Source organism: Streptomyces sp. NPDC003042 (assembly GCF_053591315.1).
Window position 1 is genome coordinate 1 of the sequence record NZ_JBSFTP010000115.1, and the last position, 14,238, is coordinate 14,238.

General features: G+C 72.6%; 14 protein-coding genes. 3 read left to right on the top strand and 11 right to left on the bottom strand.

Going from position 1 to position 14,238, the window contains the following annotated elements:
- Positions 1-130: 130 nt before the first annotated feature.
- The gene (locus ACWDYJ_RS33750) at positions 131-763 is read right to left on the bottom strand and encodes a ScbR family autoregulator-binding transcription factor (protein WP_451569423.1); all 633 of its coding nucleotides are present in this window, start codon (positions 761-763) and stop codon (positions 131-133) included.
- A 112-nt stretch (positions 764-875) separates the two neighbouring features.
- Between ACWDYJ_RS33750 and ACWDYJ_RS33755 the strand changes: the two genes are divergently transcribed.
- Positions 876-1,814 carry a ScbA/BarX family gamma-butyrolactone biosynthesis protein gene (locus ACWDYJ_RS33755; protein WP_451569424.1) on the top strand — a complete coding sequence of 313 codons (939 nt, stop codon included), beginning with the start codon at positions 876-878 and terminating at the stop codon, positions 1,812-1,814.
- A gap of 126 nt (positions 1,815-1,940) precedes the next feature.
- Here the strand turns inward: ACWDYJ_RS33755 and ACWDYJ_RS33760 are convergent, their stop codons facing one another.
- The 7 genes from ACWDYJ_RS33760 to ACWDYJ_RS33790 form a co-directional block, all read right to left on the bottom strand.
- Positions 1,941-2,999, bottom strand: coding sequence for a saccharopine dehydrogenase (locus ACWDYJ_RS33760; RefSeq protein ID WP_451569425.1), 1,059 nt, complete (start codon positions 2,997-2,999; stop codon positions 1,941-1,943).
- Positions 3,000-3,296: 297 nt separating this feature from the next.
- Positions 3,297-3,482, bottom strand: coding sequence for a hypothetical protein (locus ACWDYJ_RS33765; RefSeq protein ID WP_451569426.1), 186 nt, complete (start codon positions 3,480-3,482; stop codon positions 3,297-3,299).
- A gap of 129 nt (positions 3,483-3,611) precedes the next feature.
- A complete protein-coding gene (gene gdhA / locus ACWDYJ_RS33770; protein ID WP_451569427.1) occupies positions 3,612-4,982 on the bottom strand; it encodes an NADP-specific glutamate dehydrogenase in 1,371 nt (456 codons plus the stop codon).
- A 37-nt stretch (positions 4,983-5,019) separates the two neighbouring features.
- Positions 5,020-6,462, bottom strand: a complete 1,443-nt coding sequence (gene gndA / locus ACWDYJ_RS33775) for an NADP-dependent phosphogluconate dehydrogenase (RefSeq protein ID WP_451569428.1) — start codon at positions 6,460-6,462, stop codon at positions 5,020-5,022.
- A 197-nt stretch (positions 6,463-6,659) separates the two neighbouring features.
- Positions 6,660-7,334: a 4'-phosphopantetheinyl transferase family protein gene (locus tag ACWDYJ_RS33780; protein ID WP_451569429.1), complete on the bottom strand. Its 675-nt coding sequence runs from the start codon at positions 7,332-7,334 to the stop codon at positions 6,660-6,662.
- A complete protein-coding gene (locus ACWDYJ_RS33785; protein WP_451569430.1) occupies positions 7,331-8,173 on the bottom strand; it encodes a metallophosphoesterase family protein in 843 nt (280 codons plus the stop codon). Before ACWDYJ_RS33785 ends, ACWDYJ_RS33780 begins: the two co-directional genes overlap by 4 nt.
- Complete coding sequence (locus ACWDYJ_RS33790) at positions 8,173-8,961, bottom strand: thioesterase II family protein (protein ID WP_451569431.1); 789 nt, start codon at positions 8,959-8,961, stop codon at positions 8,173-8,175. Before ACWDYJ_RS33790 ends, ACWDYJ_RS33785 begins: the two co-directional genes overlap by 1 nt.
- A gap of 294 nt (positions 8,962-9,255) precedes the next feature.
- Between ACWDYJ_RS33790 and ACWDYJ_RS33795 the strand changes: the two genes are divergently transcribed.
- On the top strand, positions 9,256-10,719 hold the full coding sequence (locus ACWDYJ_RS33795; protein ID WP_451569432.1) for an APC family permease: 1,464 nt from the start codon (positions 9,256-9,258) through the stop codon (positions 10,717-10,719).
- Between the two features lie 107 nt (positions 10,720-10,826).
- On the opposite strand, the gene ACWDYJ_RS33800 is transcribed toward ACWDYJ_RS33795, so the two are convergent.
- From ACWDYJ_RS33800 to ACWDYJ_RS33810, 3 genes are all read right to left on the bottom strand, one after another.
- Positions 10,827-11,120: a hypothetical protein gene (locus ACWDYJ_RS33800; protein WP_451569433.1), complete on the bottom strand. Its 294-nt coding sequence runs from the start codon at positions 11,118-11,120 to the stop codon at positions 10,827-10,829.
- A gap of 13 nt (positions 11,121-11,133) precedes the next feature.
- On the bottom strand, positions 11,134-12,726 hold the full coding sequence (locus tag ACWDYJ_RS33805) for an acyl-CoA carboxylase subunit beta (RefSeq protein WP_451569434.1): 1,593 nt from the start codon (positions 12,724-12,726) through the stop codon (positions 11,134-11,136).
- Between the two features lie 155 nt (positions 12,727-12,881).
- Positions 12,882-13,727 (bottom strand): NAD(P)H-binding protein, encoded by an 846-nt coding sequence (locus ACWDYJ_RS33810; RefSeq protein WP_451569435.1) that lies wholly within the window; start codon positions 13,725-13,727, stop codon positions 12,882-12,884.
- Positions 13,728-13,872: 145 nt separating this feature from the next.
- Between ACWDYJ_RS33810 and ACWDYJ_RS33815 the strand changes: the two genes are divergently transcribed.
- Positions 13,873-14,238 (top strand): SDR family NAD(P)-dependent oxidoreductase (locus ACWDYJ_RS33815; RefSeq protein ID WP_451569436.1); only part of this gene is annotated, 366 nt, incomplete at its 3' end.

The window sequence follows — 14,238 nt, forward strand, 5'->3', positions numbered from 1 at the left end:
ATTCCATTTTAAGTTACTGCATTTCAGACGTGTGATAGACCTATCACCACGGACGGCACCGACCGGCTACGCCGATCGGTGCCGTCCGTGGCGTAGGCGGCGGAACCCCCGAAAGGCCCCCGCACGGCGGCTACTTGACCAGGGCCGCTGCCCGGCGGACGCTCACCTTCACCGCCTTGCGGCCGCTCTCGCTCGCGATGGAGGGGATGAGGAGTTCCCACATGGCGACGGTCCGGCGGGGCAGGTCGGAACGGCCGGTCTCCAGGTCGGAGTACAACTGCATGCCGGTGCACGCCCCGACGACGAACTCCGCGATCTTGCGCACGTCCGCGGAATCGTCCAGTTCTCCCCGGTCACGGGCCACCAGCAGGCATTCCTCCATGATCTTCCGCCATTCGCGGAACGACTCGGCGTCGTGGACCCCGAAGCCGGTCTGTTCGACGGCGAGCCGCACGCCCGCGCGCAGGATCTTGTCCACCTGAAGCTGGTGCGACCAGACGAGGGTGAGGTCCACCAGGCGCTGGAGCCCGTCCGAGGTCAGCCTGGGCATGATGGTCTCCGGCTGGGAGTTCATCACCGCCAGGGCCAGGGCTTCCTTGTTGGGGAAGTGGAAGTACACCGCGCCGAGCGTCACGCCGGCCCTTTTCATGATCTCGCGCATGCTGGCGCCGAGGTAGCCGCTCTCGTCGAAGACCTCGGCCGCCGCCGAGATGATCGCCTGCCGTGTCTTCACCGCGCGTTCCTGCTTCAACTGCGGCTCCACCACTTGTGCACCTTCTCTCGACAAACAAAGCGAACGCACTTTATTTTACAGTCCGCACCGATGGCCGACCAGGCCATACAGGTCACACATACGCACGCCAGAGGGGAATGGCATGCTCATAGCGACTGAACGCCCCGCACCTGCGCGCAGCTCTCTGACCACGACCGTTGCGAAGGAACACGTTCACCGCGCCGCCCTGTCCGACGTGTTCCTGACGGGGTGCACGTCGACCGGGCCCGATGCGTTCACGATCGACGCCCAGTGGCCCCGCTACCACAGCTTCTACGTCCCCGACCGGGGCCTGTACGACCCCATGCTGCTGTGCGAGACCATCCGCCAGACGCTGCCGCTCCTGACGCACACCGCCTACGGGGTGCCGTTCGGCCACCAGCTGGGCTGGTCGCGGCTGCGCTACGCCGTCAACCCGCACGCGATGCGCGTCGAGCGCACCCCGGCCGAGTGCCAGCTCCACGCGCACTGCACGGACATCACCTACCGGCGCGGACTGCCCGCCCGGCTGTCCGTCCACTACGAGATCACCCGCGGGCCGACCCTGCTGGCCGTGGCCAGCACCGTCTTCCACTGCCACACCCCGGCCGTGTACCAGCGGCTGCGGGGCGGGCGGGCGGGGACGCGGGAGTTCTGGGCGATGCCCGAACCGACTCCGCCGTTACCTCCCGGGCCCGGCAGGCGGGACCGGCCGGAGGACGTGGTCCTCTCCCCCGCCCCCGACGCGGACCAGTGGCGGCTGCGCGTCGACACCGCCCACCCCGTGCTGTTCGACCACCCGGTCGACCACGTCCCCGGGATGCTGCTCCTGGAGGCGGCGCGGCAGGCCGCGCACGCGTCCGCCCCTGACGGCGGTGCCTGGTGGCCGGCGTCGATGAACGTCACCTTCAACCGCTACGTCGAGTTCACCAGCCCCTGCTGGATCCACGCCGAGCAGGTCCCGCCGCACTCCGAGGGCCGTGACCAGGCGCTGCGGGTGACGGCCGTCCAGGACGAGGTGCCCGTCTTCGAGGCGACGGTCGCGGTCACCGACCTCCCCTGACGGCCGGGCGGTCGCCGCGGACCGGCCGCGGACCGGCCGCCGACCGGCCGCAGACGCCCTGAGGGCGGCGGGCTTCCCGGAGCGCCCGGGAGGCGCGGCGCCCTCGTCGCCGTCGCAGCGGGCGGTTCAGCCGACGGGGGCCGGGGCGGCCGTCCGGTAGGTGTGCAGGGCGCGGGCCCAGACACCGTCCCAGGCGGCCAGTCGCAGGAGCTGCGGGGCGAGTTCGGCGGAGAAGGCGGTGCTGGCCTCGACGGGGAGGAGGGAGGGAAGGTTGTCGATGGCGATGAGGTCGAGGGGGTTCCCGTCGGCGCCCAGGGCTCGGACGGGCTCGTCCCAGGTGGTGGTCTCGTCGTAGACCGGCAGCACGTTGCAGTCGGAGGTGACGTCGCAGGTGACGTCGGAGACCAGGGAGAGTCGGCGGGCGGGGTCGTCGAGGTCGGCCTTCGTCAGGAACGGCGGTACGGGCGTCGTGGTCAGGACGGCGTTGACCAGCAGGTCGTGGCCGAGGAGGGCGGAGCGGTCGATCGCCCGGGTCTCGGCGAGGTCCCAGCGGGTGGGCTCCAGCCCGGCCCGGACGAGGGCGTCGCAGGCGCCCCGGCCGCTGCGGCCGAGCGCGCCGACGACGAGGGCGGTGGTGGGGTCCGCGGCGTCGGCGCCTGAGGCGAGTAGGGCGTCGAGGGCGGGGCGGTCGGTGGGGCTCAGCGGGGCGGTGAGGGCGCCGCGCCGGTGCAGGACGGCGAGGGCGGCGCCGACGTAGCCGGCCCAGTAGCCGAAGGCGGCGACGCGGCGGCCGGCGTCGTCGGTGAGGTACTCCATGTCGAGCAGGGCTCCGCCGCCCGCGCTGAAGCGGGAGAGCAGTTCGGCGGCGCCGGCCTGGCCCTTGTAGGCGTGGCCGAAGTAGATGTGGCGGTGGCGCAGCGCGGGGGCGTCGGGGCCGGCGGGGAGTTCCTTGAGGCCGAGGACGTAGGCGTCGGCGGGGGCCTGTTCGTGCCAGGAGCCGGTGGGGGCGGTGGCGCAGCCCGCGGCGCTGTAGTCGTCGAGCGGGAAGGCCCGCTGGTCCGACTCCTCGACGGTGATCCGGATGCCGGCCTCCACCAGGCGGGCGGCGTCCTCGGGGGTGAGCGGGGAGCGGCGTTCGGTGGGGCGGGCCTCGTGCCGCATCCAGAGGTGGGTGGTGTCCGACATCGTGCGGGGTGTCCTGTCTGAAGGCGTGGGAATGCCGGGGCCCTACGCCTGATCGCGGTCGGAGCCGGAGGAGCGGAGCGGAATCCGGGCGGTCGCCAAGCGGGCTCGGGGTCGCGGCGTGTTCCAGCCTGCCGTGCGCGGTGCGGTGACGGCGGCCGGTCCGGGGGTGGCTGCGGGCGCGTGACCTGGGCGGCGGTATCCGCCGCGCCGAAGGCGAAGACCCCCGGATTCACCCGCTCGGGGAGGCGGGTGCGGGGGTCCGCGTTGACGCCGGGGCAGGGCACGGCCGGTGGCGGGTCAGACCAGGGCCGTCACGGCGAGGGCGACGATCGAGGCGCCGAACACCACCACGTGGCGGGCGTTCTGAAGGACCCACACCCAGGCCGGGAAGCCCGCCTCGGCGGCCTTCAGCAGCGCGGCCACGTCGACGCGGGCCAGCTCCTCGTCGCCCTTGCGGGCGAAGGCGGCGGTCACGGACTTCACCGCGGTGAGGTTGCTGCAGAGGATCACGCAGGGGGGCAGGGGTTCCGCCCCGGCGCCGGGAGGTGGGGGGTGGGGCGGGCTCGCCGGCGCCAGGGGGAAGAGGGTGGGGTGGGGCGGGGATGCGGTGGGTCAGATCAGGCCCTGGGCCAGCATCGCGTCCGCCACGCGCTCGAAGCCGGCGATGTTGGCGCCGGTGACGTAGTCGCCGGGGGCCCCGTAGCGCTCCGCGGTCTCGTACGCCGTGTCGTGGATGCGGCGCATGACCCGCGTGAGTTCCTCCTCGACCCGGGCGAAGGGCCACGCGTCGCGGGACGCGTTCTGGCTCATCTCCAGCGCGCTGGTGGCCACTCCGCCCGCGTTCGCCGCCTTCGCCGGGCCGAAGGCGACCCCAGCCTCGCGCAGGACCCGTACCGCGCCCGGGGTGGTCGGCATGTTGGCACCCTCCGAGACGGCCTTCACCCCGCCCCGGACCAGGGTCAGGGCGTCGGCCTCCGTCAGCTCGTTCTGCGTCGCGGACGGCAGAGCCACGTCGGTCGGCACGTCCCACACGCTGCCGCCGGTGACGTAGCGGGCGGAGCCGCCGCGCCGCTCGGCGTACTCGCTGACGCGGCCGCGCTCGACCTCCTTGATCTGCTTCAGCAGCGCGAGGTCGAGGCCCTTCTCGTCGACCACGTAGCCGCCGGAGTCGGACACGGTCAGCACGTGCGCGCCCAGCGCCTGCGCCTTCTCGACCGTGTACAGGGCGACGTTGCCCGAGCCGGAGACGGTGACCTGCTGGCCGTCCAGGTCCTGCCCGCGCTTCTTCAGCATCTCGGAGGTGAAGAGGACGTTCCCGTAGCCGGTGGCCTCGGTGCGGGCGTGCGAACCGCCCCAGCCGGTGCCCTTGCCGGTCAGGACCCCGGCCTCCCAGCGGTTGGTGATGCGCCGGTACTGGCCGAAGAGGTAGCCGATCTCGCGGCCGCCGACGCCGATGTCACCGGCGGGGACGTCGGTGTGCTCGCCGAGGTGGCGGTGCAGCTCGGTCATGAACGACTGGCAGAATCGCATCACTTCGGCGTCCGAGCGCCCGCGCGGGTCGAAGTCGCTGCCGCCCTTGCCGCCGCCGATGCCGAGCCCGGTCAGGGCGTTCTTGAAGATCTGCTCGAAGCCCAGGAACTTCACGATCCCGAGGTTCACCGACGGGTGGAAGCGCAGGCCGCCCTTGTAGGGGCCGAGCGCGCTGTTGAACTCCACCCGGAAGCCCCGGTTGACCTGGACGACGCCCCGGTCGTCCGCCCACGGCACCCGGAAGATGATCTGCCGCTCCGGCTCGGCGATCCGCTCCGCCATCTTGGCCTCGCGCAGCTCGGCGCGGGCCGCGAAGACGGGCGCGAGCGTCTCCAGCACCTCGCGCACGGCCTGGTGGAACTCGGGCTCGCCGGGGTTGCGGCGCTGGATGTCCTCCTCCAGCGCGGTGAGCCAGTCGGCCGTGGTGGGGTCCGTGCGGGGTGTCGACGGCATCGTCGCTACCTCTTCCTCTTGTGCTGCCGCGTCTGCGTCATGCGCCGGATTGTTCGCTTCGGTCCGCCGACCACAGCGTGTGGAAGGCTCCGTCGCGGTCGGTGCGCCGGTAGGTGTGGGCACCGAAGTAGTCCCGCTGGCCCTGGATGAGGGCGGCGGGCAGTCGCTCGGCCCTGAGCGAGTCGTAGTAGGCGAGGGCGGCTCCGAAGCCCGGCACCGGGACGCCCGCGCGGGCGGCGGACGCGACGACCGTACGCCAGGAGGCCTGGGCCTCGCCCAGTTCGCGTGCGAACCGCTCGTCCGCCGGCAGTCCGGGCAGCTGGGGGTCCGCCCGGTAGGCGTCGGTGATCCGGTCGAGGAAGGCGGCCCGCACGATGGACCCGGCCCGCCAGATCGCGGCGACCCCGCCGAGGTCGATGCCCCAGCCGTACTCCTCGCTCGCCGCGCGCATCATGTCCCAGCCCTGGGCGTACGCCGCCACCTTGGACGCGTACAGCGCCTGCTCCACCTGTACGGCGAAGCGTGCCGCGTCCTCAGGGGCGAGCTCGGTGCGCGCGGGTCCCGGAAGGCTCCGGGCCGCCTCGCGCAGCGCGGTGTGGCCGGAGAGGGTTCGGGCGAAGACCGCCTCGGCGATACCGGAGACGGGCACGCCCAGGTCGAGGGCGATCTGCACGGTCCAGCGTCCGGTGCCCTTCTGGCCGGCGCGGTCCTCGACGACGTCGACGAAGGGGCGGCCGGTGGCGGCGTCGGTGTGCGCGAGGACCTCGGCGGTGATCTCCATCAGGTAGGAGTCGAGGCGGCCCTTGTTCCAGGTGCGGAAGGTCTCGGCGATCTGGGCGGGTTCGAAGCCGGCGACGCCGCGCAGCAGGTCGTAGGCCTCGGCGATGAGCTGCATGTCGGCGTACTCGATGCCGTTGTGCACCATCTTGACGAAGTGCCCGGCGCCGTCGGGTCCGATGTGGGCGACGGTGGGGGTGCCGTCAGGGGCGCGGGCGGCGACGGTCTCCAGGACGGGGGCGAGGGCGGCGTACGCCTCCTTCGAGCCGCCGGGCATCAGGCTCGGGCCGTGCAGGGCGCCCTCCTCGCCGCCGGAGACGCCGGCGCCGACGAAGTGGACGCCGCGTGCGCGCAGGGCGGCCTCGCGGCGGCGGGTGTCGGCGAAGTGGGCGTTGCCGCCGTCGACGAGGACGTCGCCGGGCTCCAGCAGCGGGGCGAGCTCGTCGATGACCGCGTCCGTGGGGGCACCGGCCTGCACCATGATCACCAGGCGGCGGGGGCGGGCGAGCGCGGCGACCAGTTCGCGGGCGCTGTGGGCGGGTACGAAGTCGCCCTCGGCGCCGAACTCGGACAGCAGGGCGTCGGTGCGGGCCCGCGAGCGGTTGTGGACGGCGACCGTGAAGCCGTTGCGGGCCAGGTTCCGGGCGAGGTTGCGGCCCATGACGGCCAGTCCGATGACGCCGATGTGGGCGGGGGCGGGCATTGTTCCGTCAACTCCTGGGCTCGGGAACTCGGGGATGGCCGCGCGGCCCCGGCCGGGGCCGTGTCCACGGGGGGCCGGACCGGGTGCGGCGGGTCGCGGGTGCGCCGGGTGCGGCGGGCGTACGAGGATCCGCGCGGCCATCGGAATGGTTCCCCGGCCCGCCCACCGCCGGGTCATCCCCCGGCAACCGCACCGCCCTACGCCGTCGGCGCCCCGATCGTGATCGCGGTGACGATGAGCCCGTCACGCACCAGCCAGCTCCCGGTGAAGGAGTCCAGCCGGACCCCGCCGACCACCGGACCCGGCACCAGCAGCCGCGCCCGGAAGGTGGACCAGGCCGGGTCGACCGTGATCTCGGCGTCCTCGAAGTCCAGCCAGCGCCCGGTCAGCGGGTACCAGACCTTGTAGACGCTCTCCTTCGCGCTGAACACCAGCCGCTCCCACTGCACCTCGGGCCGGCGGGCGGCGAGACCGGGCAGCCAGGCGCGCTCCGCCTCCACGGTGACCAGGTCGGCGACCCCGGCGCTGCTCAACGGCCGGTTGGGTTCGGCGTCGATGCCGATCCCGGCGATCCGGTCGGCGGGCGCCACCACGGCGGCCCGGTAGCCCTCGCAGTGGGTCATCGCGCCGACATACCCGGCGGGCCAGAGCGGGGCGCCCTTGGGGTCGCGCAGGATCGGCGCCGGTGCGGCGCCGAGCTTCCCGAGGGCCTCGCGCGCGCAGCGGCGTACGGTGGCGAACTCCCCGCGCGGGCCCTCATGGGCGCCTGCGACCAGGAGTTCCTCCTCGGGGAAGAGGTCGGCGAGGGCACCGGGGTCGTCGCCGAAGGACTCGACGGCGACGGCGCCCGGGGCCAGCAGTTCCTCGATCATGAGCGCTCCGCGAGGATCCGTACGGCGCCGCCCGGTGCCGCCGCGCGCTGCTTCCACTCCCGCGGGTACCCGAGGGAGACCTCGTGGTGCGGGACCCCGTCCTGATGGATCAGCCGGGGGATGTGCAAGTGTCCGTAGACGACGGCCGCCGCGCGGAAGCGGACGGGCCAGTCCTCGGTGGCCTCGGTGCCGCACCACAGGGCGAACTCCGGGAACCGCAGGATCCGCGTGGGTTCGCGGACCAGCGGATAGTGGTTGACCAGAACGGTCCGCAGCTCCGCGGGGATTTCGGCGAGCCGCGCGGCGGTGTACTCGACGCGCGCCCGGCACCAGGCCTGGCGGCTCGGGTAGGGGTCGGGGTGGAGGTAGAACTCGTCGGTGCACACGACGCCGGCCCGGTCGGCGATGTCCATCGCCTCCCGGTGGCTGCGCGCTCCGGCGGGCCGGAAGGTGTAGTCGTAGAGCAGGAAGAGCGGGGCGACGGCGACGGGGCCGCCCTGCCCCTCCCACACCGGGTACGGGTCCTCGGGGGTGGTCACTCCCATCCGGCGGCAGAGTTCGACGAAGTGGCGGTAGCGGGCTTCGCCGCGCAGCTGCACCGGGTCGTCGGGGGTGGTCCACAGCTCGTGGTTGCCGGGTGCCCAGACCACCTTGGCGAAGCGGTCGCGGAGCCGGCCGAGGGTCCATTCGAAGTCCTCGGCCGACTCGCTGACGTCACCGGCGAGCAGCAGCCAGTCGTCGGGCGTCTCGGGTCGCAGACCCTCGACGACCTTCTTGTTCTCGTCGTGGCGGACGTGCAGGTCGCTGATGGCCAGCAGCCTGCCGGGACCTGTCGGCATCAGGCGACTCCCGGCGCGCCGACGCGCCCTCGGCGCAGGGCGGCGCGCACGACGCCGGCCACCTGGGGAACGCTCTGGTCGAGGTAGAAGTGCCCGCCGGGCATGATCCGCAGGTCGCTCGGGGCGGTGGTGTGCACCCGCCAGGCAGCCGCGTCCTCGACGGGGACGACGGGGTCGCGGTCGCCGACGAGCACGGTGAAGGGGACGTCCAGGGGCCGGCCGGGCGTCCAGGCGTAGGAGCCGATCGCCTTGTAGTCGGCGCGCAGCGGCGGCATCACCATCTCGAGCAGGTCGGGGTCGTCGAAGACCTTGCCGACCGTGCCGCCGAGCGTGCGGATCATGGCGATCACCTTCTCGTCGGTGTCGAGCCGGTCGCTGGCACTGCCCAGCGGGGTGGGCGCGAACCGGCCGGAGAGGAAGAGCCGCTCGGGGCCGGGCAGTTCGCGCAGGGCCAGCTCGCGGGCGAGTTCGTACGCGATGACCGCGCCCATGCTGTGCCCGAAGAAAGCGTACGGTCGCGCGTCGGTCACACGGCCGGAGCCGTCGGTGAGTTCGACGGCGAGTTCGTCGGCGATCGCGGTGACGAGCCGGCCTATGTCGTCCAGGGCGGGCTCCATGCGGCGGTCCTGGCGTCCCGGGTACTGGACGGACACGACGTCGAACTCCGGGGTCAGTTCCTGTGACAGCGCCAGATAGGCACTGGCGGCGCCGCCAGCGTGCGGGAAGCAGATCAGACGGGTGTCGCTGTCGGGTGCCGGGCCGAACCTCCGAAACCAGTCACTGGCCATGTGTCGTCTCTCCTTCAGCGTCTTGTCGACTCGGGTTCCAGAGTCCGTCGAGCCGCTGGACCGCCGGTCGAGACGGACCGGACGACAAGTCCAGACGACGTGGTCCGGCTGTCGGGGTCCGGTCTGTCACCAACGGGTCCGGACCGGCTGGTGGGCCGCCGGTTACCACGCCGTGAGACGGCGTGGCCAGACTGCATCCTCCCCCAGCTACCGCTGGGAGGTGCCCCCGCTCGCCACCCCCCGCGCTCCCTCTCCCTCTCCCTCCCCCGCTCCCGTCCTTGGAGGCCCCTCGTCATGTCCAGCAGATCCAGCGCGTCCGCACCACAAGCCGGCCCCCGGCAGCTGACCAGACGTCAGATCGTGGGTCTGGCCGTGGCCAGCATGATCCCCGCGGTCGGTCTCGCCGCGGTGCCGGCCCTGATGTTCGTCTCGGCCGGTAACGGCAGCTGGCTGTCCGCGCTGCTGTCGGCCGCCGTCACGACCTTCGTCGGCCTGTCGGTCATCACCTTCGCGCGGCGCCACGTCGCGAACGGCTCGCTCTACTCGTACCTCTCGCTGGTCTTCGGCCCGTGGGCGCGCCTGGTGGCGGCGGCCGCGCTGCTGCTCGGCTACGCGGCGATGATCGCGGGCATCACCATGGTCATCGGCGTCTACGTCGGCAGCTTCCTGCTGTCCCAGGGGTACGCGGGCGGCCTCGAACTGCCCGTGCAGCTCGCGGTGTACGCCGTGGCGCTGCTGATCGCGGTGCTCTTCGCCCGGCGCGGCGTCGACGTGTCGGTGCGCGCCGCGGTGGTGCTGATGGCCGTCGCGATCCCGGTGGTCGGTGTGGTCGTCGTGGCCAGCGCGGGCACCACCGGGCTGCACCTGGCGGAGCAGTTCTCCTTCGAGGGAGGGTTCTCCTTCAGCGGTGTCTTCCAGGGCATGGCGGCCGGCGCCACCTTCCTGATGGGCTTCGAGAGCTGCGCCGCGCTGGCGCAGGAGACCAAGGACCCCAAGCGCGACGTGCCGTTCGCCGTGCTGGGCATCCCGGTGCTGCTCGGCGTGGTGTACCTGCTGGCGACGGTCCTGCAGGTGCCCGGCCTGCTCGCGTCGGCGGACAACCTGGCCCAGGGCATGTCGCCGGCCGCCGCGCTGGCGCTGAACGCCGGTCTGGGCGAGACCTTCGCGAGCGCCACCGACCTGGTGCTGGCGGTGGCGACCTTCGCCGGGCTCATCGGTTTCGTCAACTTCGGTTCCCGGTTCGTGGCGACGCTGTCCGACGACGGTCTGCTGCCGCGCCGGGTGGGCCGTCTGGACGCGAAGCACGGCTCGCCCGCGACGGCCGTGCTGACCCTGTCGGTCATCGGCTTCGTGGTGCTGGCGGTCGCGGTGGTCTCGTACCCGGACTCGCTGCTGTCGGTGTACTCCGCGCTGGCGACGCTGATCGTCTACCTGTGGGTGTTCCCGTACGTGCTGATCTGCGCGGCCCACGTGGTGCTGCTGGTCCGGGAGCGGGCGCGGCGGCCGCTGTCGTACGCGGCGGCGGTGCTCGGCGGGGCGGCGATGGCCTGGGTGTACCTGAACGGCTGGATCAACCCGCCGGCCTCGCCGGTGGACGCCATGTCCTACGTGGCGCTGGCGCTGATCGGCGTGACCCTGGTGGCGCTGGTGGTCGGCCGCCGGGGCCGTACGGCGTCCGCGCCGCAGGCCGCGCCGGCGGCTGGGGCCGTGGCCGAGAAGCCCGCTCGGGCGGCGGACGGCGACCGCGTCCGCGTCTGACGCGGCCGGTCCCGCCGGCAAGCCCCCGGGCCCCGGTCCCTGCGCGCGAGAGCGGTGGGACCGGGGCCCGGGGGCTGTGCCGTACCGGCCTGACGGCCGCGTGGCCGTCAGGCCGTGTTGCGCCAGGTCGGCTGCGCGCCGGCGGCCCAGGAGGTGGCCGCGCGGCGGCGGGCCGCCGAGGGCGTCCAGCGGGCCGCGGCCCGCTCCTGTTCGTCCTCCGCCGCGCGGATCGCCTCGGCCGTACGGGCCGCCAGGACCGCGGAGAGGGCCACCGCGAGCGCGGCGACCTCGTGCGCGTCGGGGGAGCCGCTCGTGATGCGCCAGGCCGGTGCGGCGAGGATCTCCGACGAGGTCTGCTCCCCGGTGTCCTGCTCGGAACCGGTCACCACTCGTAGCGCCATCGGGTTCTCCTTCTTACTGGGGCTGGTTGCCGTGCTTACGGCTGGGCAGGGGGGCGTGCTTGCCGCGCAGCACCGCGAGGGCGCCGATCAGCGCCGAACGGGTGTCCGCCGGGTCGATGACGTCGTCGACGAGGCCGCGCTCGGCCGCGTAGTACGGGTGCATCAGCTCCTCGCGGTACTCCTCGATCCGCGCCGCCCGGGTCGCCTCGGGGTCGTCGGAGGCGGCGATCTCCCGCCGGAAGACGACGTTGGCCGCGCCTTCGGCGCCCATGACCGCGATCTCGTTGGTCGGCCAGGCGAGGGCGATGTCGGTGCCGATGGAGCGGGAGTCCATCACGATGTACGCGCCGCCGTACGCCTTGCGCAGCACGAGCGAGATCCGCGGGACAGTCGCGTTGCAGTACGCGTACAGCAGCTTCGCGCCGTGCCGGATCACACCGTTGTGCTCCTGGTCGACGCCGGGCAGGAAACCGGGCACGTCCACCAGGCTGACCAGCGGGATGTTGAAGGCGTCGCACATCTGGACGAAGCGCGCGGCCTTCTCGGAAGACTCGATGTCGAGGACGCCCGCCATGTGCTGCGGCTGGTTGGCGACGATGCCGACGACCTGGCCGCCGAGCCGGGTCAGCGCGCAGATGATGTTCGGCGCCCACCGCTCGTGGACCTCGAAGAAGTCTCCGTGGTCGGCGATCTCCTCGATGACCTTGTGCATGTCGTAGGCCCGGTTGGGGTCGGCCGGCACCAGGTCGAGCAGCAGCTCCGTGCGCCGGTCGTTCGGGTCGTCGGCGACCTCGGCGGGGGGCAGTTCGCGGTTGTTGGAGGGCAGGTAGGACAGCAGGTGCCGGACCTCCTCCAGGCAGTGCTCCTCGTCGTCGTACGCGAAGTGCGCCACACCGGAGACGGAGGCGTGCACGTCGGCGCCGCCGAGGCCGTCCTGGGTGATCTGCTCGCCGGTGACCGCCGCGACCACGTCGGGTCCGGTGATGAACATCTGCGAGGTGTCGCGGACCATGAAGACGAAGTCGGTGAGCGCCGGCGAGTAGGCCGCGCCGCCCGCGCAGGGGCCCATGATCACGCTGATCTGCGGGATGACGCCGGAGTTGCGGACGTTGCGCTGGAAGATGCCGCCGTACCCGGCGAGGGCGGTGACGCCCTCCTGGATACGGGCGCCCGCGCCGTCGCAGAGCCCGATGATGGGGGCGCCGGCCTTCTCGGCGAGGTCCATCAGCTTGTGGATCTTCTGGGCGTGCGCCTCGCCGAGGGCGCCGCCGAAGATGCGGAAGTCGTGGGCGTAGGCGAAGACCGGGCGGCCGTCGACCTGGCCCCAGCCGGTGATGACGCCGTCGCTGTGCGGCTTCTTGTCTTCCAGGCCGAAGCCGGTGGCACGGTGCCGGCGGAAGGCCTCGACCTCGGTGAAGGTGCCCTTGTCGAAGAGCAGCTCCACGCGCTCGCGGACGGTCAGCTTGCCCTTCCTCTTCTGGGCCTGCGTCGCCTGCTCACTGGGGCCGGCCTCGACCGCCTCGCGCAGGTCGGCGAGTTCCGCCACCCGGGACGCCATGGTCGCGGCCGCCGGAGGTCCGAGCGGCGCTTCCTCGACGATGCTCATACTTGTCCTTTCGAAGAGAACTTCCGCCGTCGCGCACGTCAACGCGGCAGACCACTACATCCTGGCCAGTCCCGCTGAAGGTCCCCTCGAACCGCTCTGGAGGAGGGGACCCGCTCCAGGAGCGCTCAGGCGCTCTCCGTCGCCCGACAGCGTGGTCAGACCTGCCAGGCCCCTGCGGCGACGGCCGACTTGACGAAGTCGGCGAAGTCCCGGGCGTCACGGCCCAGCGCACGCCGGACACCGTCGGAGACCTTGCCCTCGTAGCCCCGCGCGACCGGGTGGAGCGCTGCCGCCCACAGGGCCGCGTCCGGGGCGGGGACGCCCTGGGCGACGAGTTCGGCGACGAACTGCGGCGTGGACAGGGCGGTGTAGGTGGCCTTGCGGCCGGTCTCCGCCTCGATCAGCGAGAGCACCTCGGCCAGCGGGACCGGGCGGGGGCCGGAGAGCTCGTAGGTCTGCCCGTCGTGGCCGTCCTCCGTGAGCGCGGCGACCGCGACGGCCGCGATGTCCTCCACGTCGATCCACGTGGCCGCGCCCTCGCCCGCGGGCAGCCGCAGCTCGCCCGCGAGGACGCCCTCGTTGAAGAAGCCCTCGTCGAAGTTCTGCGCGAACCAGCCCGGCCGCAGCACCGTCCAGGCGAGTCCGGACGCGCGGACGGCCGCCTCGCCGGCCAGGAAGGCGTCGCTGGTGGAGGAGTCCTCGCCGAAGTAGCCGGGGATCTCGACGCCGCGCGCGGAGAGCAGGACCAGGCGCCGGACCCCGGCGCGCGCCGCGTGCTCCGCGAGTTCGCCGGTCCGGGGGGCGGTGTCGTTCTGGACGATGTAGACGCCGGCGACGCCTTCGAGGGCCGGGCCCCAGGTGGTGTCGTCGAGCCAGTCGAAGCGGGTCTCGCCGTTTCGTGAGGCCGACCTGACCGGAATTCCACGCTCCGTGAGCTGGCGCACGACCCGACGGCCGGTCTTTCCGGTGCCGCCGATTACAAGAACTTGATTCTGAGTCATGCGCCCGATGCTAATAGGGGAGTTCCTCCCGAATACCGGACGATGAGCGGTCGATGACCGTCGGATGGGGAGGCGCGGGCACCATCACAGTTGCGACCCCATCTGCAGCGGCCGCGTCTGGACAAAAGAATTGGGAGCTACCTGAATGACTGCCCTCACGAACAAGACTGCTCTGGTCACCGGTGGCAGCCGGGGCATCGGCCGCGCGATCGCCCAGCGGCTGGGCAAGGAGGGTGCTCTCGTCGCCCTGACCTACTCCAGCGACGAGGCCGCCGCCAAGGAGACCGTGAACGCGATCGAGGCCGCGGGCGGCCGCGCCTTCGCCTTCCGCTCCGTCCTGGGTGTCGCGGGCGACGCCGAGGCCCTGTGGCAGGCCTTCGACGCGCAGATCGGTCAGCACTCCGACACCGCGGGTCTGGACATCCTGGTCAACAACGCCGGCATCGCCGGTCCGGGCCTGATTCACGAAGTGTCGGAGGAGGACTACGACAAGGTCTTCGCGATCAACGCC

Coding starts and splice junctions, on each gene's coding strand:
- ACWDYJ_RS33795 (WP_451569432.1), top strand. CDS start 9,256: ATGTCCAGCAGATCCAGCGCGTCCGCACCACAAGCCGGCCCCCGGCAG.
- ACWDYJ_RS33810 (WP_451569435.1), bottom strand. CDS start 13,727: ATGACTCAGAATCAAGTTCTTGTAATCGGCGGCACCGGAAAGACCGGC.
- ACWDYJ_RS33790 (WP_451569431.1), bottom strand. CDS start 8,961: ATGGCCAGTGACTGGTTTCGGAGGTTCGGCCCGGCACCCGACAGCGAC.
- ACWDYJ_RS33800 (WP_451569433.1), bottom strand. CDS start 11,120: ATGGCGCTACGAGTGGTGACCGGTTCCGAGCAGGACACCGGGGAGCAG.
- ACWDYJ_RS33760 (WP_451569425.1), bottom strand. CDS start 2,999: ATGTCGGACACCACCCACCTCTGGATGCGGCACGAGGCCCGCCCCACC.
- ACWDYJ_RS33805 (WP_451569434.1), bottom strand. CDS start 12,726: ATGAGCATCGTCGAGGAAGCGCCGCTCGGACCTCCGGCGGCCGCGACC.
- gdhA (WP_451569427.1), bottom strand. CDS start 4,982: ATGCCGTCGACACCCCGCACGGACCCCACCACGGCCGACTGGCTCACC.
- ACWDYJ_RS33785 (WP_451569430.1), bottom strand. CDS start 8,173: ATGCCGACAGGTCCCGGCAGGCTGCTGGCCATCAGCGACCTGCACGTC.
- gndA (WP_451569428.1), bottom strand. CDS start 6,462: ATGCCCGCCCCCGCCCACATCGGCGTCATCGGACTGGCCGTCATGGGC.
- ACWDYJ_RS33780 (WP_451569429.1), bottom strand. CDS start 7,334: ATGATCGAGGAACTGCTGGCCCCGGGCGCCGTCGCCGTCGAGTCCTTC.
- ACWDYJ_RS33755 (WP_451569424.1), top strand. CDS start 876: ATGCTCATAGCGACTGAACGCCCCGCACCTGCGCGCAGCTCTCTGACC.